We start from the raw sequence: 24,211 nt of genomic DNA on the forward strand, positions 1-24,211 counted from the left end.
CATTCAAATTTATTGAAATAATCATTAGCTGTCTTAAATATATTGATTTTAGACTGTTGGATGCTTTAGAAAAGTAAAAATATACAATTATATATCTCCTGTTTAATTTGGTCAACTTTGTATAATGGTATAAATTTATATTTAAAAGCAATTAAAAACAATAAGTAATGAAAAGGAATCTTATTTTATTAGCTATTATGGTATTGTGTATACCTGCGTTTGTAGGCTGTGACAGTGATGATCCTGTTGCAAAAACTTGTGAATTAAGTGCGGGGGACCGACCTACCGTAGAAATAGATATAACTTTTACTGCCACTAGTACTGGCGATGGCGAGATAACACAGCTTACATATATAGTAGCTGGAGAAGAAACTGTTGTGAGTAATCCGAATTTGCCTTGGGAAATTGATGTCCTTATACCTGCTGAAACTGATTTTTCAATTTCAGCTAATGGTTCTACTACAAATGGTAGTATAACAGTTGCATATTCTGGAACTGCCATATCATATGAAATTTCAGGATCGGATAGTTGTTCCCATGAAAACGATTAGTTCGAGTGTTTAAATATAGAGTTCCTGTATACTGATTGAAGATGCTAAAGTTCTGTACAATAAGTTTGGTCAATTAAGTGAGTTTTATGGATACAAACAATGCCCTTATGAATACTGAAATGCTTGCCCATGAAGATATTCATGCGAGAAATATGATGTTTGAAAGTTATATTTTATGGTTTTTCAGCTTGTTGATGTATCCATGCAGCTCTATTTTAAGGAGGATTGCCATTTTGAATCAATTGAGGATGTAAAACTTCCTAATGAGCCTGCATTTACTGATATAATTGAAAACGAATTGTCATTTACTAAGTTTGGTGACTTTAATGGAAGTACACATGGAGGCTTTTCACATACTTGTGGGAATTGCTTAAAAGAGATATGGGGTTAGATAAAAATAAATTTTTAATCTTCCTTTGGGAATAGAGGTGTTTTGCATGCTTTAAAATTAAAAGGCTAGTATGTAATTGTCTTGTAAATTAATTGCTCCGGTAAACTGTTTACTCTTTGAATATCCATAGAAAGGTCCAATTCTGTATTTGTGATATTCATCTTGTTGTTGATAGCTCAACCAAATAAAATGATCTTTGAATTCTTTCAGAAAATCGTAATTATAAGCTCCTAACTGAACAGTGTATTTGTAAGGGTAAATTTGTGTTTGAAGATTGTCTTTTGATCTTTTAATAGATTCATTAACAATTATAGTTGCTGGCAAATCTATTTTACCCATGATTTCACAAAACTTCGAAGCTTTTTCATTAGATTCAAATTGTGCCAAAGCATGCTTGCTTTCGTTCAGAAAGAATACCGTGAAATATATAGGTGGCTTAGCAACTTGTATATCCTTTGTTTCTAGCGGAACCATTGTGTCAGTCTGGATGGTATGCTTCTTATTCAATAATGACTGCTGTGGTTTTTCATGCTGAAGTCGATTATTGTAATACCATATCGAACCACCAATAATTATGGTAGCAAGAGCAATTCGATAAAAGGTAATGATTCTACTCTTGCTTCTAAGATGTTTTGTTAATCTTGTAAACTCCTTATCTATTGCTTCTTTTCTGAGGATTTCCTTTTCTTCTTCAGTAATGAAATCTTTATCATTTAACTTCATTTGCCTATAGCGTATTGGTTCTAAAGATGAAATTGCAAGTTAAATGTTTTTATTGATAAGTGAAATATAAAGGGGGATATTTTTTAAGTTAATCTGAAATAATGGAGGAGTAAATTAGGAGAAGTTTTATCTTAATGCTTTTAATAGTTTTTTTGCCCTGGCACAAAATCCTGCAGTTCCATGTTCCATTTGTTCTTCCAAAATAAGAGCAAGTTCGTTTTTGATATCAGGTTCAATAATAGAGAAGTTGTATAGAATCTGCATGGCATGAACCTTAACCGCAATAGCGGTTGTGGCCGTTATCAGCAAATCGAAACAGCGGTTGATAAATTCTCCTGAGATATCCTTAGGAAGTGGTTCGCAACTAATCAACTTTAGATATTGTCTCTGCTTGCTTTCATTTTCCAGTGTTGGTATCAAAGCAATCATTTTTGGAATATAGGGGCGAACCAAGTTGGGATCAACATCATAAACTTTATCCATTAACCAGGTGGCACGCCAGGAATGTTTTTCATTGCTGATGCACCATTCCCACAATTGATTTACATGTTTGGGATCTTTAGCAATGCTTTGTGCCACCAATTCGGCTTCCTTTTTTATGGGAAAAGGATCTAAGAGTTTCTGTAAATCCATATTCATTCTTAAAATGGCAATTTGTCCAGTTGAACATTTCCACCCGAAATGATGATGCCGATCTTCTGGTTTTGGTACTTTTCTTTCTCTTTTATTAGTGCAGCAAGAGCGACGGCGCTTGATGGTTCTGCAACAATCTTCATTCGCTCCCAAATCAATCGCATAGCCGCAATAATTTCATCTTCCTCAACTCTGATAATGTCTTCTACATGTTCCTTGATAATAGGGAAGTTCTTGTCGCCAAGTGATGTTAACAAACCATCAGCAATTGTGTTCGGATTGGTTTGAGGAACAATTTCACCTTTTTGGAAGGATTGCCAGGCATCATCGGCACCCATTGGTTCTCCGGCAATCACCTTTGTGTTTGGCGAAAAATGATGAGCGGCCAAAGCTGTTCCAGCCAATAAACCACCTCCGCCAACAGGAGTAAAAATGCAATTTAAATCGGCATGTTCTTCAATTAATTCCATAGCTGCGGTTCCTTGTCCTTGAATTACGTTGTAATCGTTATATGGATGAAGAAATACGGCTCCGGTTTTGTTGACTACATCATTAAGTGTGCTTTCGCGAGCCTTTAAGTTTGGCTCACATTCAATAACTTCACCACCATAACCTTTTACTGCAGCTTTTTTAATTTCCGGTGCGCTCGATGGCATTACAATGTAAGCCTTAATGCCCTGTAGTTTTGCAGCCAGTGCCAAAGCTTGAGCAAAATTTCCCGACGAGTGAGTTGCTACACCAAACTCTTTCTCGGTTTTCGATAATTGGAGAATGGCATTGCTGGCACCACGCATTTTAAATGCTCCCATTTTCTGAAAGTTTTCACACTTAAAGAACAGTTCAGCTCCTACTATTTCGTTTAATAGTTGTGAGCTTAGGATAGGGGTTTGGTGTATGTAATCTTTTATTCTCTTGTGAGTTTCGAGTAGATTCTGTTTGGTGATCATCATTTTGCTGAGGTATTTGGTTAGTTAAGATTCTTTTTCGGGTTCCGAGTTTAATCAGATGTACCAAATAAAGAGTAGAATTTATTGAGAGCCTCACTTGAAGTGAGATTTAATAAAAATATGAAATCAATTAGATTTAGATGAATCTTAAACAGCATTTTCAAGTTGAAATTTTCCCTCTTTAGGGAAAATCCCGACAGGGAAAAGGGTGAAAGAAGAAAAATACAATTCAATACACCCTTCTGGCTGTCGCCATCTCCCCTAAAAGGGGAGGATCTTTAAAATTAATTATTGCTCATTTTAATATAAGTTTCTTTTAAGACCCTCAAAATATTTTATTTCATAGCCTCTAAAGATTCTTTAGCTGCCTGAATTGTTTTATCTAACATTTCGTAAGTAAGAGAATTTGATAAGAAATAACTCTCGAATGATGAAGGAGGAAGGTAAATGCCTCTTTTCAACATTTCATGGAAGAACTGAGGGAATTTCTCATTATTAGCTGTTGCTGCCGTATCGAAATCTACCACATCAACATCGGTAAAGAATACGCTAATCATCGATCCACAGCGGTTAATCTTGTAATCGAATGCCGATTCTGCAAATACTTTATCCAAACCTTTGTGCAGGTATTCAGTTTTATCTTCCAGTTCAGTAAAGTACTTAGGATTCTCGTTCAATTCTTTAAGTAGTGTGTAACCAGCAATCATGGCAATTGGATTTCCTGATAAGGTTCCTGCTTGATATACAGGTCCAAGAGGAGAAACAACTTTCATGATTTCATCAGGACCGGCATAAGCCCCTACAGGCATACCGCCACCAATTACTTTACCGAAAGTAACCAAATCAGCTTTAATACCCAGATATTCCTGAGCACCACCTTTTGCCAAACGGAAACCATTCATTACTTCATCAAAGATCAACAAAATTCCTTCCTGATCACAAAGCTCACGCAAATCTTCTAAAAATCCTTTTTTTGGAAGAACACATCCCATGTTACCCGCAATTGGCTCGATAATAATTGCGGCAATTTCATCTTTGTTTTCAGCAACCAACTGTCTTACATTATCGATATCGTTGTACTTTGCCGTTAGGGTATCGTTAGCAGTTCCCGGAGTTACACCTGGAGAGTTTGGTACACCAAAAGTACTGGCACCACTACCTGCTTTAATTAGGAATGAATCGGCATGACCATGATAGCATCCTTCAAATTTAATGAACTTGTTACGACCTGTATAACCTCTGGCAACACGAATGGCACTCATACATGCTTCAGTTCCCGAGTTTACCATTCTTATCTTATCGATATTAGGAACCATTTCAACAATTAACTTGGCGATATGGATTTCCAATTCAGTTGGGGCACCAAATGAGGTTGAATCTTCAACTTTTGCTTTAATTGCATCAATCACCTTTGGGTAGGCATGACCTAAGATCATGGGTCCCCATGATGAGATATAATCGATATACTCATTGCCATCGGCATCTGTTAAAATGCTACCTTTTGCTTTTTCGATAAAAACAGGAGTTCCTCCAACCGATTTAAAAGCTCTAACTGGAGAATTTACACCTCCAGGAATGTATTTGTTCGCTTCATCGAATAGTTCGGAACTTCTTTTGTATTGATACATAGTGTATGGTTTTAAGAATTTAAATATTCATTACAAATTTCAAGCATCGAATAAATGTTTGTCTTTTCTGACATGGCCACGTTTTCGGTGTAATCTAACAGTTTAACCGCAGTGGTATTCCCAATGGCAATGCATGGAATGTCTTCTCTGATTTGATATTTTGAGAAGAAGCTAACCACCGCACTTGGGCTACAGAAACAAACGGCATCAAACTGATCGATTTTCAAGTCTGGCTGAATTAAATGGGTAATATAGCATTCAATTTCCTGATACTTGATTTCATTTTCATTAAAAAAGTTGGTGATTGTTTTCCTACGCATGTTTCCAGAGAAATAGAAGTACGGAATTCCCGAAGATTCTTTCTCTAGTTTGTCGACCAAAGAAAGGGCATTGTGATTTTCGGGAACGATTACCTCAAAATTCTGCTTTCGGAGTTCTTCGGCAGTTTTTTCACCAACAGCGAAACATTTTCGGTTCGAATAATTCGAAATATCGGGAAATGATTCTAGTAAACTCTTAACGGAATTCTTGCTGGTAAATATCCAGGAAGCATTCTCATTTGTTTTAAGATTTTCTATCGTTTCCTCAGGCAAATCTCTTAACTCAATGTCAATGAAAGGATAATCTTCTAATGATAATCCGATTTTTTTTCCGAACTCATAATGATTATCGGTAAGTTTTCGAGTAAAGAGTATGTGCTTTAATTTACCTGTGTCCATTCGCTGTTTATTCATATGCTGAGCTAACAAATTTAAGAAATCCGAGCAGTTTTTTATACTCAATTGGCAAGAAATTAGCAATGAATTGATAATGAGTTGAGACCTGCCATATCATTATTTTTTCGTAAATTCTTTATGCATTTAAATACGTTAAAAAGTATTAATCTTCTTGTCTGTTTTTAATAGCTTTTATACTTTTATTGAGCTTTAAAAAGCAATGGAAATAAATATTTCATAAAATATAGAAGCAGGACTTAAAAACATTTTACGTTACGTGCCGATATGAGTAAATCTCTTGATTAAGTGAGACAATTATGACAGAATTAAATAGGGAAGAAGAAGAAAGAAGGCAAATATTATTAAGATACAAACGCTTACTTAAGACCTGTAAAAACATAGTTACCAGGGCAGATATCAAGCTGGTAAGAAAAGCATTTGATTTAAGTTTACAAGATCACGAAGGTGAGAGAAGAAGTAATGGCGATCCGGCCATATACCGATCATTATCTGTGGCTCAAATTGTAGTGGAGGAACTTGGACTTGGACGTACTTCTGTTATCTGTGCCTTGCTATATGACCTTGTTCAAAAAGAACAAGTTGATATTGATGAGATTAAAGAGCTATTTGGAGAAAAGGTAACCCATATTATCACTGGATTGGTTAAGGTGACAAATATCTATAATCAAAACCTGACCCAACATACCGAGAATTTTAGAAAACTGTTACTTAGTTTCGCCGATGATGTTCGAGTGGTTCTAATCATTTTAGCGGATCGTTTGTTCCATTTGCGAAATATGGAGCACAAATCAAAGGAAGAACAAACTTCCCTGGCAAAAGAGATAGAGTTCCTTTACATTCCATTGGCTCACCGTTTAGGTATGTACAATGTGAAGTCGGATATGGAAGATTTGGCTTTGCGTTATCTTCAGCCTGATATTTATTTCGAAATTGTTCAAAAACTAAAGGATTCGGAAGAAGAACGAGAAAAGTTTATTCACGATTTTGTGGATCCGATAAAAAAAGAGCTGGATCAGTTAGGTGTAAAATATAAAATGAAGGCCAGAACAAAAACCATTGCTTCCATCTTAAATAAGATGAAAAAGAAGCAGGTTGAGTTCGAAGAGGTATATGATATTTTTGCCATTCGTATCATTCTAAAAGCTTCACCTAAGAAAGAAAAATCGGAATGTTGGAAGGTTTATTCTGCAGTTAGTGATTTATATAGGCCAAATCCTGAGCGTTTGCGCGATTGGATTACTATTCCAAAATCGAATGGTTATGAATCATTGCATACCACTGTTTTGGGGCAAAATAATAGATGGGTTGAAGTTCAAATTCGTTCTAAACGAATGAATAAAATTGCCGAGCAAGGTTTCGCTGCTCACTGGAAATACAAAGGTGGTAAAGGCGAAGGTGGATTAGACAATTGGTTGCAGGATATTCGCGAAGTATTGGAGAGTCAGGAAAGTGATTCAATTGACTTGATTGACAAATTTAAAGCTGATTTATACAACAAAGAGATATATGTATTTACGCCGAAAGGGGATTTGAAGCAATTGCCTTTAGGCGCAACTTTATTGGATTTTGCTTATTCAATTCATTCTGATTTGGGTGGAAAATGTATTGGGGGAACAGTAAATCAAAAAAATGTTTCCATTCGTCAAGAGCTAAAAAATGGAGATCAGGTTGCTATTACAACTTCCAATACACAAAAACCAAAGTCTGATTGGTTAAATTTTGTTGTTACCACAAAGGCAAAGAACAAAATTCGCCAGTCGATGAAAGAGGAAATGCTCAAGGAGGCCGATATGGGCAAGGAAACCTTGAAGCGTAGAATGAAAAACTGGAAGATTGACTTCTGCGATGAGAACATCCGTAAATTGATGACAGAATACAAGTACAAACTTGCTGTCGATTTGTATTATGGTATTGCTACAGAGTTACATGACTTGTCAGAAATTAAGGAGATATTAACCAGGGAAGAAGTTGTGGAGGAAAAGGCGCCTGAAGAGATGCCTGACTATAAATCAAGAACGACTCAAACAACAGGTGAAGATGTATTAATTGTAGATCAAAATATTGCCAATGTAGATTATACCCTTTCAAAATGTTGTAATCCAATTTTTGGAGATGATATATTTGGCTTTATTACCATTGGTAAAGGAATTCGTATTCACAGGGTGGGATGTTCCAATGCCAAAGAGATGATGAGCAGATATCCATATCGTGTGGTGAAAGCCAATTGGACAGAAAAAGGAGCGGCATCATACCAGGCAGTACTTCACATTACAGGTGATGATGAATTGGGAATGGTTACCAATATTTCAGAGGTAATTACAAAAGATTTGCGCGTGCAGATGAGATCCATTTCTGTTGAAACCAATGCAGGAAGTTTCGAAGGAAACCTTACTGTTGTAGTTTCCAATATTGAGCATTTGAATACCCTTATGGTGAAACTTCGTAGAATTAAAGGTGTACATCGTGTTTCACGTTACGATACGGTAGCATAAGTAGAGAATAATATTATAATTAAAGAAAAAAATCTATAAAGACTTCTAAATTTTAGAAGTCTTTTTTATTGTGGGTAAAGTCTAATTTATTGTGTTGTCGAGGATAACAAAAATGCACAAAAAAAAGCTAAAAAAACTTCATTAGTTAGTGATGTTTTATTGCTATTGATTCTGTATATTTGAAGTTCGAAAAAAGAAAATTGACCTTTGAGGTCTTATTATATATATGGAGAATTTTATTGTTTCAGCTCGAAAATATCGTCCTTCAACTTTCTCAACAGTTGTAGGGCAGGAGTCTATTACCGTTACCTTAAAGAATGCGATCAAGAACAATCACTTGGCTCATGCCTATCTGTTTTGTGGTCCTCGAGGTGTAGGTAAAACATCTTGTGCACGTATTTTTGCTAAAACCATAAATTGTTCAAATATTTCTTCTGATTTTGAAGCTTGTAATGAGTGTGAATCTTGTAAGGCGTTTAATGAAAGTCGTTCTTATAACATTCACGAATTGGATGCTGCTTCGAATAACTCGGTTGATGATATTCGTACCCTAATTGATCAGGTAAGAATACCACCTCAAATCGGAAGTTATAGCATATATATTATTGATGAGGTGCACATGTTATCTGCATCGGCATTTAATGCCTTTCTGAAAACATTGGAAGAACCTCCGGCTCATGCAATTTTTGTATTGGCAACCACCGAAAAGCATAAGATTTTACCAACAATCTTGTCTCGTTGTCAGATTTTCGATTTTAATCGCATTAAAGTGGAAGATGCGGTGAAGCATCTTAAGAATATTGCCGAGAAAGAATCTGTAAATATCGATGAAGAAGCTTTAAATGTAATTGGTCAGAAAGCTGATGGAGCAATGCGTGACGCTCTTTCTATTTTTGATCAGATTGTAAGTTTTTCAGGTAAGGAAATCACATTCGAAAATGTAATTCAGAATTTAAATGTACTGGATTACGATTATTACTTCCGCATTGTAGATGCTGCATTGGAAGGAAAGGTTACTGACGTATTGGTAATGCTTAATGAGATTTTTGAGAAAGGTTTCGATGGTCATCATTTTATTGGAGGCTTAAGTGTTCACATTCGTGATGTATTAGTAGGAAAAGATGCAGCTACCATACAATTACTGGAAGTGAGTGAGAGTGTGAAACAGAAATATGTCGATCAGGCAAAGAAATGCCCGGTAGATTTCTTGTATGAGGCTCTCGCCATACTAAACCAATGCGATGTCAGTTACAAATCCAGTCAGAATCCACGTTTATTAATCGAGCTAAGTTTAATTCAATTGTCCCAGATAATTGAATCAAAAAAAAAAGGAGCTAGTTTAAAAAAGAATTCCAAGAAATTATTGAGGATTGCGATTGATGGGAGAACTCTTGCTCCTGCTCAAAATGTACAGAAAAGTGTAGGCAAGGTATCAACCACTATACAGAACAATGGCAATCCTGCCAAAGCCGAATACAAGACAAGTGTTGATACAGGAGTAGCCAGAAATACATATACTTCTACGGTATCGATTAAGCAAGCACTGAAGTCTGGTATTCAAAGACCACAAGCTGTAAGTAAACTCAAAGAAAACAAAGCAGAAGTATCTGATACATCCGGGACTTATTTGAACACTGAGTATAACAACGCTGGTGTTTTTATGCAGCTAAAGGAGTTTGCAAGAATCAAAAACAAGAGTGAACGTGTAAGGTTGGCACTAACTGTAAACCAGCCTGAGCTTACCGATAATAAGATTGTATTAAAGGTGAGCAACCCACTTCAGGAAGATGATATCAATAGTGTATTGTCAGAATTACAAAATTATTTTAGAAGAATTTATAATAACCAATCGATATCGGTGGAGACAGTAAAGTCTGCAACAACAAAAACAAAAAGGGTGTTTACAGATACCGACAGATTCAATTATTTGTGCAAGAAAAATCCCGCTTTGGCAATGTTGAAACAGAAATTCTCCCTCGATTTTGAGTAGAAAAGCATAAATAGGTTATAAAGCATATGACATTTAGTCTAAATAAGGCCCTTGATTTTGTTCACGGGCCTTATTTATAGTTACTTATAATTAAAGAAAAAAATCGTTAAAAAATAAGCTCTTTTAAATTGGGAATTAAAAAAAATATCTATGTTTACCAAGAGTTTGAATTGTGCTTAATTCTTACGAAAAAGAGTTAAACAGACTATTTTAATTAAAACACACAAAACAACAACCAACATGGCACAGACAGCAAAGATAATCTATACCAAGATTGATGAAGCTCCAGCCTTGGCAACATATTCACTGTTGCCTATTATCAAAGCCTTTACTAAAACTTCAGGCATTGAAATTGAAACTAAAGACATTTCTTTAGCAGGTAGAATTATTGCTAATTTTCCTGAGAATTTGACCGAAGATCAGAGAATTCCTGATTATTTGGCTGAGTTAGGAAAACTATCATTAACTCCAGAGGCTAACATTATTAAGTTGCCTAACATTAGTGCTTCAATTCCACAGTTGCAAGCTGCAATTGCAGAATTACAGGAAAAAGGATATAACATTCCTAACTATCCTGAGGAAGCAAATACTGCTGAAGAGAAAGAACTTCAAGCACGATTCGCAAAAGTATTGGGTAGTGCAGTAAACCCTGTGTTACGTGAAGGTAACTCAGATCGTCGTTCTGCTGCTTCTGTTAAGAAGTTCGCTCAAAAGAATCCACACAGAATGGGAGCATGGTCGGCAGATTCTAAATCTCACGTGGCTCACATGACTGAAAAGGATTTCTATGGTTCTGAAAAATCAGTAACTCTAGAGAAAGACACCATTGTACGTATCGAGTTTGTTGACAATGCAGGTGCTGCGACAGTATTAAAAGAAAAGCAAGAATTGTTAGCTGGTGAAGTTATTGATACTTCAGTAATGAATGTGAAAGCATTACGTGCTTTCTACAAAAAGGAAATTGAAGCTGCTAAAGAAGAAGGACTACTTTGGTCTTTACACCTTAAAGCAACTATGATGAAGATTTCTGATCCTGAAATGTTTAAGCATGCAGTGGAAGTATTCTACGAAGAAGCTATTGCCAAGCACGCTGATACAATCAAGGAATTAGGAGTGAACTTCAACAATGGTTTGGGTGACCTTTATGCTAAGATTGAAAAATTACCAGCAGACAAGAAAGCAGAAATCGAAGCTGATATCATGGAAGTGTACAAAACTCGTCCGGATATGGCTATGGTTGATTCAGATAATGGAATTACCAACCTACACGTACCAAATAACGTAATTATCGATGCATCGATGCCAGTTGTTGTTCGTGATGGTGGTAAAATGTGGAACCCAGCGGGAGAGCTTCAGGATTGTGTTGCTTTGATTCCAGATAGATCTTACGCTAAAATGTTCCAGGTTTGTTTTGATGATTGTAGAAAGAACGGAGCTTACGATGTAACTACTATGGGATCTGTATCAAACGTTGGTTTGATGGCTAAAAAAGCTGAAGAGTACGGATCACATGATAAAACTTTCTACGCACAAGGTGAAGGTACAATTCGCGTTGTAGATTTCGACGGAACTGTTTATATGGAACAAGCTGTTGAAACTGGCGATATCTTCAGAATGTGCCAGGTGAAAGATGCTCCAATTCAGGATTGGGTTAAATTGGCTGTAAACAGAGCTAAAGCAACCGGTTCTCCAGCAATTTTCTGGTTGGATGAAAACCGTGCTCACGATGCTCAGTTGATCACTAAAGTAAACTCTTACTTGAAAGATCATGATACTACCGGATTAGATATCCGTATTTTGGCTCCTGTTGAAGCTATCGAATTCTCATTGGAAAGAATCCGCAGAGGTGAAGATACCATTTCAGTAACTGGTAACGTATTGCGTGACTACTTAACTGACTTGTTCCCAATTCTTGAGCTAGGTACTTCTTCTAAGATGTTATCTATCGTTCCATTGATGAATGGTGGTGGTTTATTCGAAACTGGTGCAGGTGGATCAGCTCCTAAGCACGTACAACAGTTCGAAAAAGAAGGTCACTTGCGTTGGGATTCACTTGGTGAATTCTTAGCATTAGGTGTATCTTTCGAGCACATTGCTAACAACTTCAACAATGAGCAAGCTCAGCTATTTGCTGATACTTTAGATGCTGGTGTAACTAAATTCTTGGATGAAAGAAAATCACCATCACGTAAGGTAAACGAATTGGATACTCGTGGTTCTCACTTCTACTTGGCAATGTATTGGGCTGAAGCATTAGCTGCTCAAGATAAAGATGCTGAATTGAAAGAGAAATTCGCTAAGGTTGCTGCTGAAATGCAAGCTAACGAAGAGAAAATCGTTAAGGAATTGAATGATGCTCAAGGTTCAGCAATGAACATTGGTGGTTATTTCATGCCAAACGATGAAAAGGCTTTCGAAGCAATGCGTCCATCAACTTCATTGAATTCAATTGTAGACGCTATCTAATCATATTAGATAAATCATATAGAAAGGCCTTCCATTTGGAAGGCCTTTTTTTGCTAAAAATCATAACATATAGGGATTTTATCTGCGATTTGCATGAAGTATTTTTGTATTGCAATAAGGTATGATTTACTTAATAAATATTGATTTATACAATGTCATACTATTTGCGCAAAATCAAATTAACAAACAGAATGTAAATGGTATCTTTTACAAAGAATAGTAAAATGGCAGAGATAATTTTGAAAAATTATCAGTTGCTGCCCATTATCTCGCGATTTGGTATTAAGTTGGGATTTGGGAATAAAACAGTTGAAGAGATATGTGCAAACAAAAATGTGAATGCTGCCTTTTTTTTGGAAATACTGAACTCTTATCACAATTCAAATTACTTTCCCGATAATCACTTAGGCGATTTTGATGTTGATGTAATGGTAGATTACCTTACCAATACGCATACTTACTATTTGAAGTCAAAAGTGCCGCATATCGAACTTTTTATTGATAAAATGGAAAGGGAAGCTCAAGAGGAAAATAGCAGAAACATAAATTTGTTAAAGCATTTTTTTAATGAGTACAAAACTGACATTGAGAATCACTTTAAAGAGGAAGAAAAACATATCTTCCCATATGTAATTGATTTAGAAAAGACTTTAAGCACGAATAACTGTAGCAGGGAACTTATTGATAAAATAAAACATGAACCTATAGAAGTTTATGAGCGAAACCACGATAGTCTTGAAATTAAGTTGGCTGATTTGAAGAACCTGATTATACGTTTTTTACCACCTTTAAGCTGTGAAGATGATTGCGAACATCTTTTAACAGAGTTATTTCAATTGGAGTATGATATTGAGGAACATACAAGGATGGAAGAAAAAGTATTAATTCCGAAAGTAAAGATGTTAGAACAAAAGGTATTGGAATATTATGGAGTTTGAGGAGAGGAAATTACATACGGTTATCGCTTCGGAACAATATTTGGTTCGCTTGGGAGTTAAAACACTTTTAAATGTAATTGGTATAGAATCAGACTTGCATGAGGTGGGAACTTTCGATGAGCTGGAATATTTTCTTCAAAAAGATGAGAATATGGATTATTTAATTCTAAGTGAAGACATTCTGCAAAAACAAAGAAAACCAGATTGTCTTGAATATGTGAAAAATTCATTTGGATTAAACACTACCATTTTAATAGGCAAACAGCAATTTTCGAATTGTGTTTGCGATCATTTTATTTCTAATTCGTGTAGCAGAAAAGAGGTAGTAGATAAATTACAACAGTTCTTTTATGCTCCTAAAGCAAATGAACAACAAGAGGAAGATTCGCATACCTTAAGTGATCGGGAAAAAGATGTTTTAAAAGCTGTTGCCCTAGGTTTTTCAAACAAAGAGATTGCCGATCAACTCTTTATTTCTATTAACACAGTAATAACGCATCGTAAAAATATCACCAGTAAATTAGGCATTAAAACCATTTCCGGATTAACAGTGTATGCATTGATGCATCATATTATTAAAGCAGAAGAAGCCATGTAAATTTGTTATTGGCGAATTGTATTTAGTCCGGTTACTAAATTTGTAAAAGTTACATTAACCAGTTGATTCATTTCAACTGGTTTTTTCGTATCTAATTGTATCAGGTTAATATTACTTGCAGATGAGCATAATATTTAGTTGAAAATTCAATTGACAAATGAGGACTTGATCTATCAGTATAGAATGATATATTGGATTGAAAATCAAATCATGTGACTGTGAAGAGAAATATCCTAAGTTTTCAAATATTACCAAAAAAAATCAAGTCTTTTAAAGGTTAGTTTTAAAAATCATGAAATGCTTGTTTAAAAGATTTCTATTTAAAATTACCTCAAACTATTCTTAGCAAGAAATCCGACTAATAAGTCATAATTAATAATGAGTAAGCTCAGATAATATCATTATTTATGATGATTGTGAGAACTTGTACTACATCCTACTTTTGTGCCATGCTTATTAAGAGTTAGTCTTAATAAGAATCAAAGCCTATATGATATGGGCAAACTAACTGGCAAAACTGTTGGATTATCATGAAACTAAGTTCTCTTATATTATTGTTTGTGTTTGGTATTACAATGATACCATCGCAAGCTATTTCTCAAACTCATCAAAGTGTAAAGGGTAGGGTTCTGTCAAAAGAATCGGGTAAAGCTATTGCTTTTGCAACGGTTGTACTCAACGAATCGCAAAAATGGTCGACTACCAACTTAAAGGGAGAGTTTAGTATTGATAATGTACGAAATGGAGAATACACCATTATTGTTTCGTGCTTGGGTTACAAAAAATTACAAGATACCATTTCCATTACTGAACCAAGAAATCCTTTCGTATTATATATGAGTGTAGAATCGCATGATTTATCAGAAGTAATTGTAATTGCGGAAGAATCGAGGGAGAACGGAACATCTTCTACCATTAAGAAAGAGGCATTAAAGCACCTGCAGCCTTCCAGCTTTGCAGATATTTTGGAATTACTACCAGGTGGTGTAAGCCAAAAGAATTCAATGACAACAATGAAATTGATTTCATTGAGGGAACCGGGAAGTGCATCTAGTTTTAGTAATGGATCATATGATTTTAATTCGTCCTTTGGAACGTCATTTGTAATTGATGGGCAGGCAATTTCTAATGATGCAGAATTGCAAAATGTAACTGGATCATATAGCTCAGAATATTTGATATCCAGACGAAATACAACAGGTAAGGGTGTGGATATGAGATTGATCTCAACAGATAATATTGAATCCGTTGAGATTGTTCGAGGAATTCCTTCTGTAAAATATGGGGACCTCACCAGTGGTTTAGTTAATATCAAACGTACTTATAATGCAAAGCCCTTGACTGCAAGAATTAAAGCAGATCCGGGGTCTAAATTGTTCTCGATAGGAAAAGGTGTGGATTTGGGTGGTAGCAAAAGCTTGAATGCGGATATTGATTATTTGGATTATAAATCCGATCCCAGAAATCCGAAAGTAAACTACAGTAGAATAACTGGATCAGTGCGTTATGGAAGCAGATCAGAATCCGAAAATGGGCTATTAACTTTTAATGCCAACGCAGATTATACCGGATCGTTTGATGAAACTAAGAAAGACCCAGAGATAGACCTACCAGAAACTGATAAGTATAAGAGTAAATACAATAAAGTGAGTGCAGGTACCACTCTTTCATGGAAGTCCTATAAAACTACATTTTTTAAGGGAATTGAGGCTAGAATTAATGGAAGTTACACACACAATCAAAAGATTATAGATAAGTCGGTGCTGGGAAACAACACACCCATTATGACCAATAGAGTAGAAGGAGAATTTTACAGTGAGTATTTGCCTTCATCCTATTTATCACACCTGATAGTTGATGGTAAACCTTTTTATTTATTTGCAGATATTTCATTGGATTTCCAATGGGATGTTTTCAATGTAAAGCAAAACATTCTTTTAGGAGCAGAATGGAGATACAACAAAAACTTTGGAGATGGAGAGGTATATGACGTAAACCGTCCAATGTATCCGGGAAATGGCAGACCAAGGGCTTCAAAAGATATTCCTTCTATTCAACGTCTTTCATTTTATATGGAAGACAAGTTAAGCGTTCCTATTGCCAACCACAGATTAAATTTTCAAGGAGGTATAAGAGCAACACAGGCGATGAATATGGCTTCGGATTATGCACTCTCGGGAAAATTTTATTTCGATCCCAGGGTTAATATGGCATGGCGCTTTCCTAAGTTCAATTTGTTTAATAGAAGTGGATATGTTGAGTTAACTGGTGGATATGGGATGCATACAAAATTCCCAGGGCTAACACATCTATACCCGGATATGCTTTATCTCGATATGGTTCAGTTAAATTATTTTTCTCAAAATAAAGATTTAAGGCAAGTACATTATAAAACCAAAATGATTGATCCTGTCAATTATCAGTTGAAACCCAATAGAAATGAGAAGATAGAACTTGGATTTAATCTAAAGTTGGGAAAAGCTCGAGCTTATGTAACAGCATATCACGAATTGCTTAAGAATGGATTTAAGCGATTGGGATATTTCGAAACAATGGATTTTAAATTATACGATGTATCATCAGGACCTCATCCCGATGAATTAAGTGAACCACCATTAGTAGAACAGTTCGATTATGAATCAAGAAAAAAATTCATCTACTATAGTAAAAGAGCAAATGGTGCACGAGAAGAGAAAGTAGGACTTGAGTATCAAATTGACTTGGGAGAAATTGATGCCATACATTCAAGGGTATCTATTAATGGAGCATGGATGAGAGCCAAATACGATTTAAGTGATGCAACTTACAAACATCCAAGTACAGTAATCGATGGAAATGATTATCCGTATATAGGATATTACAACTGGGACAAAGGAAAGGAATATGAACAGTTTAATACCAATTTTAGAGCGGATACTCATATTGAAGAATTTGGTTTGATGTTTTCAACCACTATACAATGTATGTGGTATCATCAATTTAGATATAATCCTAATGATGGTATGCCTGATTATTACTTTGATATGGCTGGTAATCAGTTTGCATACAAGGAATCTCATACAACAGATCCATTATTACGATTCTTATATTATAAACCAAGCCCCAATGCCTTTGACTTGTACAGAACTCCTATTGGGATTGATGTGAATCTTACTGTATCAAAGAGCATAGGTGATCAGATGGAACTGTCCTTCTATGTAAATAGAATTTTGGATTATCATCCTAATTATACCCGTAGTGATGGTACTAAAGTAACTCGAAAAGTATCTCCATACTTTGGAATGGAACTTAATATTAATCTTTAAATAAAAACAAAAAAATGAAAAAACTGATATTCGGTTTAAGCCTTTTAATGGTAGTATCCTTGTTCTCTTGTAGCGATGATGATGATCCAATATTGCAATCAGATTTGAATTTGGTGTTGAATCCACCTGCCAAGCTTAAGGCACCGACATTTAAGAGTGGTACGGTAACTGTTACCAATGTTAATTCTGGAGAAGAAATTACCAAGGATTTATATGCATTCATGCTTCCAACATTGAACCTGGAAGATGGTCTTTACAATTTTACTGTTGAAGCCGAAGTGGATTATTTTACTAGAGATGTTGATGATAAAATAATTTTCGCTACCACAGGGATTAGAGGTTTTAGCGAGAATGTAGAAGTAACAGGTGGAGCTTTCGATCTTACTATCGACTTATTTGAGTACAGAACGAATACCAGTTTTGTGATTTCTGAAATCTTCTTCAGTGGAACAAAAACTCCAGAAGGAAAACAGTACAATGATGATAAATACTTTGAAATCTATAATAATACAGATAAAATCTTATATGCTGATGGTTTGTGCATTGCAGAATCTGAGTTGAATACAGCAATGTCTTTGAATAAGTATACTCCAGACATCAGACCTGAGTCAACTCCTGTAAGTTCGATTTACAGAATTCCCGGAGATGGAGATGATTATCCTGTTGAACCAGGAAAATCTATCATTGTTTGTGATGTAGCCATTGATCATTCTGCTGAGAATGCGAACTCATTCGATTTATCAATTGCTGATTTCGAGTGGTTCGATGGTGCTGATATTGATGTTGATGTACCGGAAGTTCCTAATATGGAAAAAATGGTTTCTACATCTGCTTCTGTTTGGGGACTTCACAATCGTGGATTTACTTCTTATGTACTTTTCAAAATGGACGGTGTTACTCCAGAGAAGTTTAATACAGATTACGCTTACCATTATCAATACACTTTTGTATGGGGTGACTTTGTAAAAGATATGGAATTTGATGCTTGGCAAGTTCCAAACGAGTTAATTATTGATGCGGTTGAATGTAGTACTCCTTCGAATTACGAGTGGAAAGCTCTTGACCCATCATTAGACTTAACTTGGACTCATGCTGGCGATGGGGATGATGCACGTTATGGAAAATGTGTGAAGCGTAAGGTAAGCCACAAAGAAGGTGAACGTGTTGTATTGTTAGATACTAATAATTCAGCATTCGATTTTATTCCAACTGCTGATCCTACACCTGGTGTAATCGAAGAGGAATAATTCAATATTAATCTTAAAGAAGATCCGTTGGACTTGTTTCCTGAGGGTCTTCTTTAATTTCTTGTTAAGTTTAATTTTATTGTTTACATGCTAATACAAAAGTTAAAATCCATTTTTGGGATTGTCATTCTCTTAAATTTAGCAGCATCAGCATTTGCTCAAAATAGAAATGCGAATGCCGTTGATTTTGAAAAGGAATTAATTCAAATACAAAGTGGGGTTTGGGATAATCCTGCTATGCTAAGTCATCAATACAGTAAATCATTTACAGATGTGTCTTTAGCAGCCAAACAATGGAAAGCTAATGAATTGCACTTAATTGAAGAAGGAGACAAGCAATCATCAATTGACTTTGATGCTTTTTCTTTTAAGAGGCTCAAGAAAAGTTTTGTCTATGGCAGAGCAAGTTATTCTAAAAAGAATACTAATAATATAAAATGGAATACAGTTAGTGATTATGAGAAACTAGCTCCATACGTTGTAGCTGATACAATTGGAGGGAAATCTTATGGTGAGAATTATTATTTCGAAGGAATCTATAGTTTTATTCACAGGAAAAACAATTATGCAATTCAGGCGAAATATAGATCCGCTGAAGAGTACCGAAAATTAGACCCAAGACCTAGAACTACTATTTCCGATTTGGAAATTAAGCTAGGTGGAACTAGAAAAATTAATTCAAAATATACGATTGGTTTGTATACAGGTTTTCAGGATTATCAACAAGATCATGAAATTGGAGCAAGACGCCCTGGAACGGGCATAAAAATATACTATTTAAGAGGCTTAGGCATTAGTGATGAGAATTTCTCAACTATAGTCACCAATAGCAAATCGAATAGTAATATTTATGAAATTAAAGGATATTCAGTAGGAACACAATTGTTGCCTATTGGTCAAACAGGCTGGTTTCAATCTTTCTCATATAAAAAATCAAAACTGGAATTATTAAAAACAGTTGGTTCTGGTTATGATATTGTAAATGATTTAGTTTCAAAGAAGTTTGAATTTTCTCTTGGTAGACAATATTTATTGGATCAAAAGACATGTAAAGTAAAAGCTTTTGCTTCCTATGAAGACAAAAAAGGAAGAGAATTCAATTATAATCACAATAGGAAACTGCTTAGTGTACTTGATAAGTATTCAGAAAGTAATGTAAGTGGAGGTATAAGTGGAATTTTGTTTGTAAAGAAAGAGAAGTATACTACTTTTTACAAAACATCCTTGACCTACAATTACGATAATCTGGAATATAAAAAATCGACCAGTAGAAATCCCAAACAAGAAATAGAGAAACTAAGACTTGATTTGAATGCAGGGAGAAGTTTTCAATTCAATGAATCAGCATTGAATGTGAAACTGGCTGCTGTGTTTGACTACTGTGTAGGCAGTGAATTAATGACTACATCTCCTGTAGCTGAAGGAGCAAATAAAGGTTTGGTGATACCAAATTATGATTTTTTAAGTGCGGATAAATTCCTTTTGGGAACAGATATTCGTTACGATATTAATACCAAAAAATCATACAACATTTATACTCGATTGGCCTATCATCAAATGATGATTAGTGGATCTAAATCGCAGTATGGAATTAATCTAGCAATTGGACTAACATTATAAAATAACACTTATGCAACAAGCGATTGTTGAATGCAAAAATTTAACTCATTACTACGGCAAACGTTGTATTTATGAGAATTTAAATTTTGAAATTCCTCAGGGAAGAATTCTGGGACTGTTAGGGAAAAACGGAACCGGAAAAACCACAACCATTAACATTTTAAATGGTTATTTAAAACCTCGAAGTGGAGAATGCCTGATGTTTGGCGAGAGCTCAGCAAACTTATCTTCGGAAACCAAAAGAAAGGTAGGTTTACTGATTGAAGGTCACATTCAGTATTCATTCATGAACATTTCGGAGATTGAGAAGTTCTACTCGGCTTTCTATCCCAAATGGAGAAAGGATGCCTACTACGAGTTGATGAAATTGTTGAAAATTGATCCGAAGCAGAAGATTTCGCGCATGTCGTGCGGACAGAGATCACAGGTGGCTTTGGGATTGATTTTGGCGCAGGATCCTGAATTGTTGATTCTTGATGACTTTTCGATGGGATTAGATCCTGGTTACAGAATGCTTTTTGTTGACTACTTAAGTGAGTATGCAAAGGCCGAGAACAAAACGGTGTTTGTCACCTCTCATATCATACAGGATATGGAACGCTTAATAGACGATTGCTTAATTATGGATTATGGCAGGATTGTGATGCAAAAGCCGGTAACTGATCTTTTAGAATCCTTTAAGCGATTCAAGTTTAATTGTGAAAATCCAGAGGCTATTAATGAAATTAGCGACATCTACAATCCGGTAACCATAAAAGGGAACACCGAAGTGTATTCACTATTGGCCAAAGAGGATTTAGAGAGTTTAATGAGAAAAAACAATGTGATGACAAACGAAATTCAGGAAGAAAGTTTGAGTTTGGAAGAAGCATTTATTGGATTAACGGGAAAATATTAGAGAGATGACAAGTGCATTATTATTTAAAGAATGGAAAAAGACCAAGTGGTTTGCAATTGGAGCTTTTGCAGTTGGTCTGGCTCTTTTAACTTACATATTTTTAAAATTAGGACGATCGTTTAGAATGGTCGGATTGGAACATTTGTGGGATGTAATAGTAAATCGTGATCAGTTTTTGTTTCGCGATGTAAAATATTTTCCATTGGCAACAGGTTTCTGTTTGGCTTTGGCACAATTTGTTCCTGAAATGATTCAGAAAAGAATTAAGCTGAGTTTGCACCTTCCACTTTCCAACAGGAAAATTGTATTCTCAATGCTAGGATTCGGATTACTTGCTCTGTTAAGCATTTTTGTTTTACACCTAATCGTAATTCTTACATTCTCGGTGTTTTACTTTCCAATGGAGATTATTGAAAGTATGGTGTATACATTGTTGCCATGGTATGTTGCAGGATTAACGGCATATGCATTTACATCGTGGATTTGTCTGGAACCAACATGGAAAAGAAGAATTTTTAATGCATTGCTCATGTTTGCAAGCTTACAATTGTGTTTCCTTTCCGACTTTCCAGCTGCTTACAGTCTGGTTGTTTCGGTAGTTCTATTAATTCCTTTGTATGTATTGCCTTTTGGCTATTTCTCTGTTCAACGTTTTAAAGTTGGAATTCAGGATTAACTTATTCGCTTAATTAAAATGAAAAATATAAAATATTTAATTATTGTTTTGGGAACCATGATACTAGCATGGTTATTACCCAAATCGTATCATTTGGTAACAGATAAAGCTTCACCAAATATATTTACCTATTACAGTTCAATTGATAAAGCTTTTTGTGCCATCGAATTTGATGATGTAAAGGGGCATTTGATTAGAAAAAACGTAAAGACCAATAAAGAATATAGCGAAGCAGAGTTTGATAGCATTTTGCCAATGTTTTATTCTATGCAACTTTTTTCGGATGGTAGAATGCCTAAAAGCATAAATGGCAAAGATATCAATCCAAGAGTGGTTAACTCAAAGAAATTCTTTTTTCGCGTTAAACCAGCTGATAAAAACAAACCACACATCCCATTGTACACTTTGTTTGAATCTATGTCGAAACGTGTTAGAATCGAAATGCCTGGCGATGTATTTCGTTTGACCGATAGAATTGAGTTTATCAATCCTGAAACCAACGAAATTAATGAGGAAAAAAGTGAGCTTTTCAACAAACAATTTATAAAGAAAGGTTTTCAGTTTCCTGCGAAAATGGCAGCCGGTAATCCATCAACACGAAAAGCCTACGAAGAAGGTTACTTTATTGTAGACAATAAGGATCAGATTTTTCATCTGAAAATGGTGAACGCAAAACCCTTTCTGAAGAAAGTACCTTTACCTGATGGAGTAGTTCCTAACTATTTACAGACCATGGAACCTGACGATAGAAGTTTTTATGCATTTGTTTTTGACACCAATCAGGAACTTCACATTATTACAACCAATGCCTATAGCTTACAGGAAATTCCTATGCCAGAGTGTGATGTTGATAAAGATCAATTATTGATTATGGCAAATCCCTTGTATTGGAATTTAAATGTGGTATCAGGCAAAGGAAAAGAGGTATGGGCTATTGATGCTGATACAAAAGAGTTTGTAGATAAAACCAGCATTGTTGGTGTTGAACAAGGAGTAAATTACAGCAAGTATTTTCTTCCATTTTCGGTAGGATTTACGAGTGGGAATACAAGATATATTAAGCCAATTTTTTATTTCGGTTCATACCTGGTTTTGCTAAGTAACCTTATTTTGGCTTTGGCCTTTGCAATGATCATCAGATATCGCAAACAAAAAATACAGATCCTACCTGTTGTTTGGATTTCAATAACAGGGATTTATGGATTTATTGCAAGTATAATATTTAACCGCTAAAGAAAGTAAAAATGAAAAAGTTATTATTCGTTGCATTTGCAGCTTTAAGTGTTTTGGTTTCATGTAATCCAGCCAATAAAAAACAAGAGAACAAGCAAGAAATAGTTAAAGAAACACCTACTATGAAAAGCATTGCTCAAATCATGGAAATGGCAGAGCAAAACGTTGGAAAAGAAGTGTTTTTTAAGGGAATGGTTCAACATGTTTGTGCACATTCGGGAAGACGTGCGTTTTTAGTTGATGAGACAGGAAAGTTTTCGATGCGAGTTGAAGCGAAAGGGGAGATTAATGGTTTTAATCGTGAATTATCCGGATCAACCATTGCTGTAAAAGGGACAATTGCAGAGCAAAGACTTACCGAGGAAGAGATTAATACTTATGAATCTAGGGTAAAGGCCAAAGAGGATGCTGAACAAGGAGGAGAGCATTGTTCTGCTGAGATGACAAACATTACCAAAATGCGTGATTGGATGAAAGAAAACAAGAAAAACTATTATTCAATCTATTTTGTAAATGGAATTTCTTATGAAATTGTGGAATAAGAAAGTTTTTAATAAAAGTATCAGGTCTCTTCATCGAGACCTTGGTTACTTGTTTATTGGATTAACTTTAATTTATGCGATATCAGGTATCTTGTTGGTTCTAAAAAAGGATGGACAAAATCCTTCTTATCGCGAAATTGTAATGGAGAAAGAGGCTAAAGCGAATTTAAAGCCAGATGAATTAAAAACATTCTGGAAAGATCATTTTAGTGATGCTCCAAAATTAACACGCATTATTCCTGCTGAAGATGTATACAATATATATGTAAAAGGTGGACTAGGGAAGTATTATCCTTATAATGGTAAAATTGAATTCACGATATTTAAGAAGATACCAGTTTACAAATTTGTGAATGATATACACTACAATTCAGGACACAGGTTTACGTTTTTGGCAGTATTCTTTTCAATTGTGTTAGTATTCTTTGCCATATCAGGAGCTGTTATGGTAAAAGGAAAAAAAGGATTTAAAAAGAGGGGCATTTGGTTGATGATCATTGGTTTCATCATACCTGTTCTTTTGTTTTTTTATACTTAGTCTTTTTTAAGATGAGTTGTTATTTTTGATTTTAAGGGGACTGTCTCCAATAAGAGAC

General features: G+C 35.2%; 20 protein-coding genes. 15 read left to right on the forward strand and 5 right to left on the reverse strand.

Going from position 1 to position 24,211, the window contains the following annotated elements; translation table 11 throughout:
* Nucleotides 1-197: 197 nt before the first annotated feature.
* Together BXY64_RS16720 and BXY64_RS16725 are read left to right on the forward strand one after the other, a co-directional pair.
* Nucleotides 198-551 carry a hypothetical protein gene (locus BXY64_RS16720; protein ID WP_147376022.1) on the forward strand — a complete coding sequence of 118 codons (354 nt, stop codon included), beginning with the start codon at nucleotides 198-200 and terminating at the stop codon, nucleotides 549-551.
* A gap of 175 nt (nucleotides 552-726) precedes the next feature.
* Nucleotides 727-942 (forward strand): hypothetical protein, encoded by a 216-nt coding sequence (locus tag BXY64_RS16725; RefSeq protein WP_120241134.1) that lies wholly within the window; start codon nucleotides 727-729, stop codon nucleotides 940-942.
* A 57-nt stretch (nucleotides 943-999) separates the two neighbouring features.
* On the opposite strand, the gene BXY64_RS16730 is transcribed toward BXY64_RS16725, so the two are convergent.
* The 5 genes from BXY64_RS16730 to BXY64_RS16750 all read right to left on the reverse strand — a co-directional run bounded on the left by BXY64_RS16730 (nucleotide 1,000) and on the right by BXY64_RS16750 (nucleotide 5,607).
* On the reverse strand, nucleotides 1,000-1,665 hold the full coding sequence (locus BXY64_RS16730) for a hypothetical protein (protein ID WP_120241135.1): 666 nt from the start codon (nucleotides 1,663-1,665) through the stop codon (nucleotides 1,000-1,002).
* Between the two features lie 126 nt (nucleotides 1,666-1,791).
* A complete protein-coding gene (locus BXY64_RS16735; RefSeq protein ID WP_120241136.1) occupies nucleotides 1,792-2,304 on the reverse strand; it encodes a hypothetical protein in 513 nt (170 codons plus the stop codon).
* 2 nt (nucleotides 2,305-2,306) lie between these two features.
* A complete protein-coding gene (locus BXY64_RS16740) occupies nucleotides 2,307-3,248 on the reverse strand; it encodes a pyridoxal-phosphate dependent enzyme (protein ID WP_211334529.1) in 942 nt (313 codons plus the stop codon).
* A gap of 332 nt (nucleotides 3,249-3,580) precedes the next feature.
* A complete protein-coding gene (gene hemL, locus BXY64_RS16745) occupies nucleotides 3,581-4,873 on the reverse strand; it encodes a glutamate-1-semialdehyde 2,1-aminomutase (RefSeq protein WP_120241137.1) in 1,293 nt (430 codons plus the stop codon).
* An 11-nt stretch (nucleotides 4,874-4,884) separates the two neighbouring features.
* Nucleotides 4,885-5,607 (reverse strand): uroporphyrinogen-III synthase, encoded by a 723-nt coding sequence (locus BXY64_RS16750; protein WP_120241138.1) that lies wholly within the window; start codon nucleotides 5,605-5,607, stop codon nucleotides 4,885-4,887.
* A gap of 299 nt (nucleotides 5,608-5,906) precedes the next feature.
* On the opposite strand from BXY64_RS16750, the gene BXY64_RS16755 reads away from it, so the two are divergent.
* The 13 genes from BXY64_RS16755 to BXY64_RS16815 all read left to right on the forward strand — a co-directional run bounded on the left by BXY64_RS16755 (nucleotide 5,907) and on the right by BXY64_RS16815 (nucleotide 24,153).
* Nucleotides 5,907-8,102: a RelA/SpoT family protein gene (locus BXY64_RS16755; RefSeq protein ID WP_120241139.1), complete on the forward strand. Its 2,196-nt coding sequence runs from the start codon at nucleotides 5,907-5,909 to the stop codon at nucleotides 8,100-8,102.
* A 226-nt stretch (nucleotides 8,103-8,328) separates the two neighbouring features.
* On the forward strand, nucleotides 8,329-10,092 hold the full coding sequence (locus tag BXY64_RS16760) for a DNA polymerase III subunit gamma/tau (protein ID WP_120241140.1): 1,764 nt from the start codon (nucleotides 8,329-8,331) through the stop codon (nucleotides 10,090-10,092).
* Nucleotides 10,093-10,332: 240 nt separating this feature from the next.
* Nucleotides 10,333-12,558, forward strand: a complete 2,226-nt coding sequence (locus BXY64_RS16765; RefSeq protein WP_120241141.1) for an NADP-dependent isocitrate dehydrogenase — start codon at nucleotides 10,333-10,335, stop codon at nucleotides 12,556-12,558.
* A 224-nt stretch (nucleotides 12,559-12,782) separates the two neighbouring features.
* Entirely contained in the window at nucleotides 12,783-13,496 is a 714-nt protein-coding gene (locus BXY64_RS16770) for a hemerythrin domain-containing protein (RefSeq protein WP_170150691.1), read from the forward strand.
* Nucleotides 13,486-14,094 carry a LuxR C-terminal-related transcriptional regulator gene (locus BXY64_RS16775; RefSeq protein ID WP_120241143.1) on the forward strand — a complete coding sequence of 203 codons (609 nt, stop codon included), beginning with the start codon at nucleotides 13,486-13,488 and terminating at the stop codon, nucleotides 14,092-14,094. Before BXY64_RS16770 ends, BXY64_RS16775 begins: the two co-directional genes overlap by 11 nt.
* 530 nt (nucleotides 14,095-14,624) lie before the next feature.
* Entirely contained in the window at nucleotides 14,625-17,399 is a 2,775-nt protein-coding gene (locus BXY64_RS16780) for a TonB-dependent receptor (protein WP_120241144.1), read from the forward strand.
* 14 nt (nucleotides 17,400-17,413) lie between these two features.
* The gene (locus BXY64_RS16785; RefSeq protein ID WP_120241145.1) at nucleotides 17,414-18,646 is read left to right on the forward strand and encodes a DUF4876 domain-containing protein; all 1,233 of its coding nucleotides are present in this window, start codon (nucleotides 17,414-17,416) and stop codon (nucleotides 18,644-18,646) included.
* An 87-nt stretch (nucleotides 18,647-18,733) separates the two neighbouring features.
* Nucleotides 18,734-20,266: a DUF6850 family outer membrane beta-barrel protein gene (locus BXY64_RS16790; protein ID WP_120241146.1), complete on the forward strand. Its 1,533-nt coding sequence runs from the start codon at nucleotides 18,734-18,736 to the stop codon at nucleotides 20,264-20,266.
* Nucleotides 20,267-20,276: 10 nt separating this feature from the next.
* The gene (locus BXY64_RS16795) at nucleotides 20,277-21,164 is read left to right on the forward strand and encodes an ABC transporter ATP-binding protein (protein WP_120241147.1); all 888 of its coding nucleotides are present in this window, start codon (nucleotides 20,277-20,279) and stop codon (nucleotides 21,162-21,164) included.
* A gap of 4 nt (nucleotides 21,165-21,168) precedes the next feature.
* A complete protein-coding gene (locus BXY64_RS16800) occupies nucleotides 21,169-21,840 on the forward strand; it encodes a hypothetical protein (protein ID WP_120241148.1) in 672 nt (223 codons plus the stop codon).
* Nucleotides 21,841-21,858: 18 nt separating this feature from the next.
* Entirely contained in the window at nucleotides 21,859-23,073 is a 1,215-nt protein-coding gene (locus tag BXY64_RS16805; protein ID WP_120241149.1) for a DUF4857 domain-containing protein, read from the forward strand.
* Nucleotides 23,074-23,084: 11 nt separating this feature from the next.
* Nucleotides 23,085-23,615 (forward strand): hypothetical protein, encoded by a 531-nt coding sequence (locus BXY64_RS16810; RefSeq protein WP_120241150.1) that lies wholly within the window; start codon nucleotides 23,085-23,087, stop codon nucleotides 23,613-23,615.
* On the forward strand, nucleotides 23,599-24,153 hold the full coding sequence (locus BXY64_RS16815) for a PepSY-associated TM helix domain-containing protein (protein WP_170150692.1): 555 nt from the start codon (nucleotides 23,599-23,601) through the stop codon (nucleotides 24,151-24,153). Before BXY64_RS16810 ends, BXY64_RS16815 begins: the two co-directional genes overlap by 17 nt.
* The last annotated feature ends 58 nt before the right edge of the window (nucleotides 24,154-24,211 follow it).

The sequence above is a fragment of the Marinifilum flexuosum genome (assembly GCF_003610555.1).
Taxonomy (GTDB): Bacteria; Bacteroidota; Bacteroidia; order Bacteroidales; family Marinifilaceae; genus Marinifilum; species Marinifilum flexuosum.

What these genes read in the sequence shown, in the direction of transcription:
- BXY64_RS16735 (WP_120241136.1), bottom strand. Translation starts at nt 2,304, where the DNA reads ATGAATATGGATTTACAGAAACTCTTAGATCCTTTTCCCATAAAAAAG.
- BXY64_RS16770 (WP_170150691.1), top strand. Translation starts at nt 12,783, where the DNA reads ATGGCAGAGATAATTTTGAAAAATTATCAGTTGCTGCCCATTATCTCG.
- BXY64_RS16785 (WP_120241145.1), top strand. Translation starts at nt 17,414, where the DNA reads ATGAAAAAACTGATATTCGGTTTAAGCCTTTTAATGGTAGTATCCTTG.
- BXY64_RS16780 (WP_120241144.1), top strand. Translation starts at nt 14,625, where the DNA reads ATGAAACTAAGTTCTCTTATATTATTGTTTGTGTTTGGTATTACAATG.
- BXY64_RS16790 (WP_120241146.1), top strand. Translation starts at nt 18,734, where the DNA reads ATGCTAATACAAAAGTTAAAATCCATTTTTGGGATTGTCATTCTCTTA.
- BXY64_RS16730 (WP_120241135.1), bottom strand. Translation starts at nt 1,665, where the DNA reads ATGAAGTTAAATGATAAAGATTTCATTACTGAAGAAGAAAAGGAAATC.
- hemL (WP_120241137.1), bottom strand. Translation starts at nt 4,873, where the DNA reads ATGTATCAATACAAAAGAAGTTCCGAACTATTCGATGAAGCGAACAAA.
- BXY64_RS16800 (WP_120241148.1), top strand. Translation starts at nt 21,169, where the DNA reads ATGACAAGTGCATTATTATTTAAAGAATGGAAAAAGACCAAGTGGTTT.
- BXY64_RS16795 (WP_120241147.1), top strand. Translation starts at nt 20,277, where the DNA reads ATGCAACAAGCGATTGTTGAATGCAAAAATTTAACTCATTACTACGGC.
- BXY64_RS16725 (WP_120241134.1), top strand. Translation starts at nt 727, where the DNA reads ATGGTTTTTCAGCTTGTTGATGTATCCATGCAGCTCTATTTTAAGGAG.
- BXY64_RS16720 (WP_147376022.1), top strand. Translation starts at nt 198, where the DNA reads ATGGTATTGTGTATACCTGCGTTTGTAGGCTGTGACAGTGATGATCCT.
- BXY64_RS16740 (WP_211334529.1), bottom strand. Translation starts at nt 3,248, where the DNA reads ATGATGATCACCAAACAGAATCTACTCGAAACTCACAAGAGAATAAAA.
- BXY64_RS16765 (WP_120241141.1), top strand. Translation starts at nt 10,333, where the DNA reads ATGGCACAGACAGCAAAGATAATCTATACCAAGATTGATGAAGCTCCA.
- BXY64_RS16755 (WP_120241139.1), top strand. Translation starts at nt 5,907, where the DNA reads ATGACAGAATTAAATAGGGAAGAAGAAGAAAGAAGGCAAATATTATTA.
- BXY64_RS16750 (WP_120241138.1), bottom strand. Translation starts at nt 5,607, where the DNA reads ATGAATAAACAGCGAATGGACACAGGTAAATTAAAGCACATACTCTTT.
- BXY64_RS16760 (WP_120241140.1), top strand. Translation starts at nt 8,329, where the DNA reads ATGGAGAATTTTATTGTTTCAGCTCGAAAATATCGTCCTTCAACTTTC.
- BXY64_RS16810 (WP_120241150.1), top strand. Translation starts at nt 23,085, where the DNA reads ATGAAAAAGTTATTATTCGTTGCATTTGCAGCTTTAAGTGTTTTGGTT.
- BXY64_RS16805 (WP_120241149.1), top strand. Translation starts at nt 21,859, where the DNA reads ATGAAAAATATAAAATATTTAATTATTGTTTTGGGAACCATGATACTA.
- BXY64_RS16775 (WP_120241143.1), top strand. Translation starts at nt 13,486, where the DNA reads ATGGAGTTTGAGGAGAGGAAATTACATACGGTTATCGCTTCGGAACAA.
- BXY64_RS16815 (WP_170150692.1), top strand. Translation starts at nt 23,599, where the DNA reads ATGAAATTGTGGAATAAGAAAGTTTTTAATAAAAGTATCAGGTCTCTT.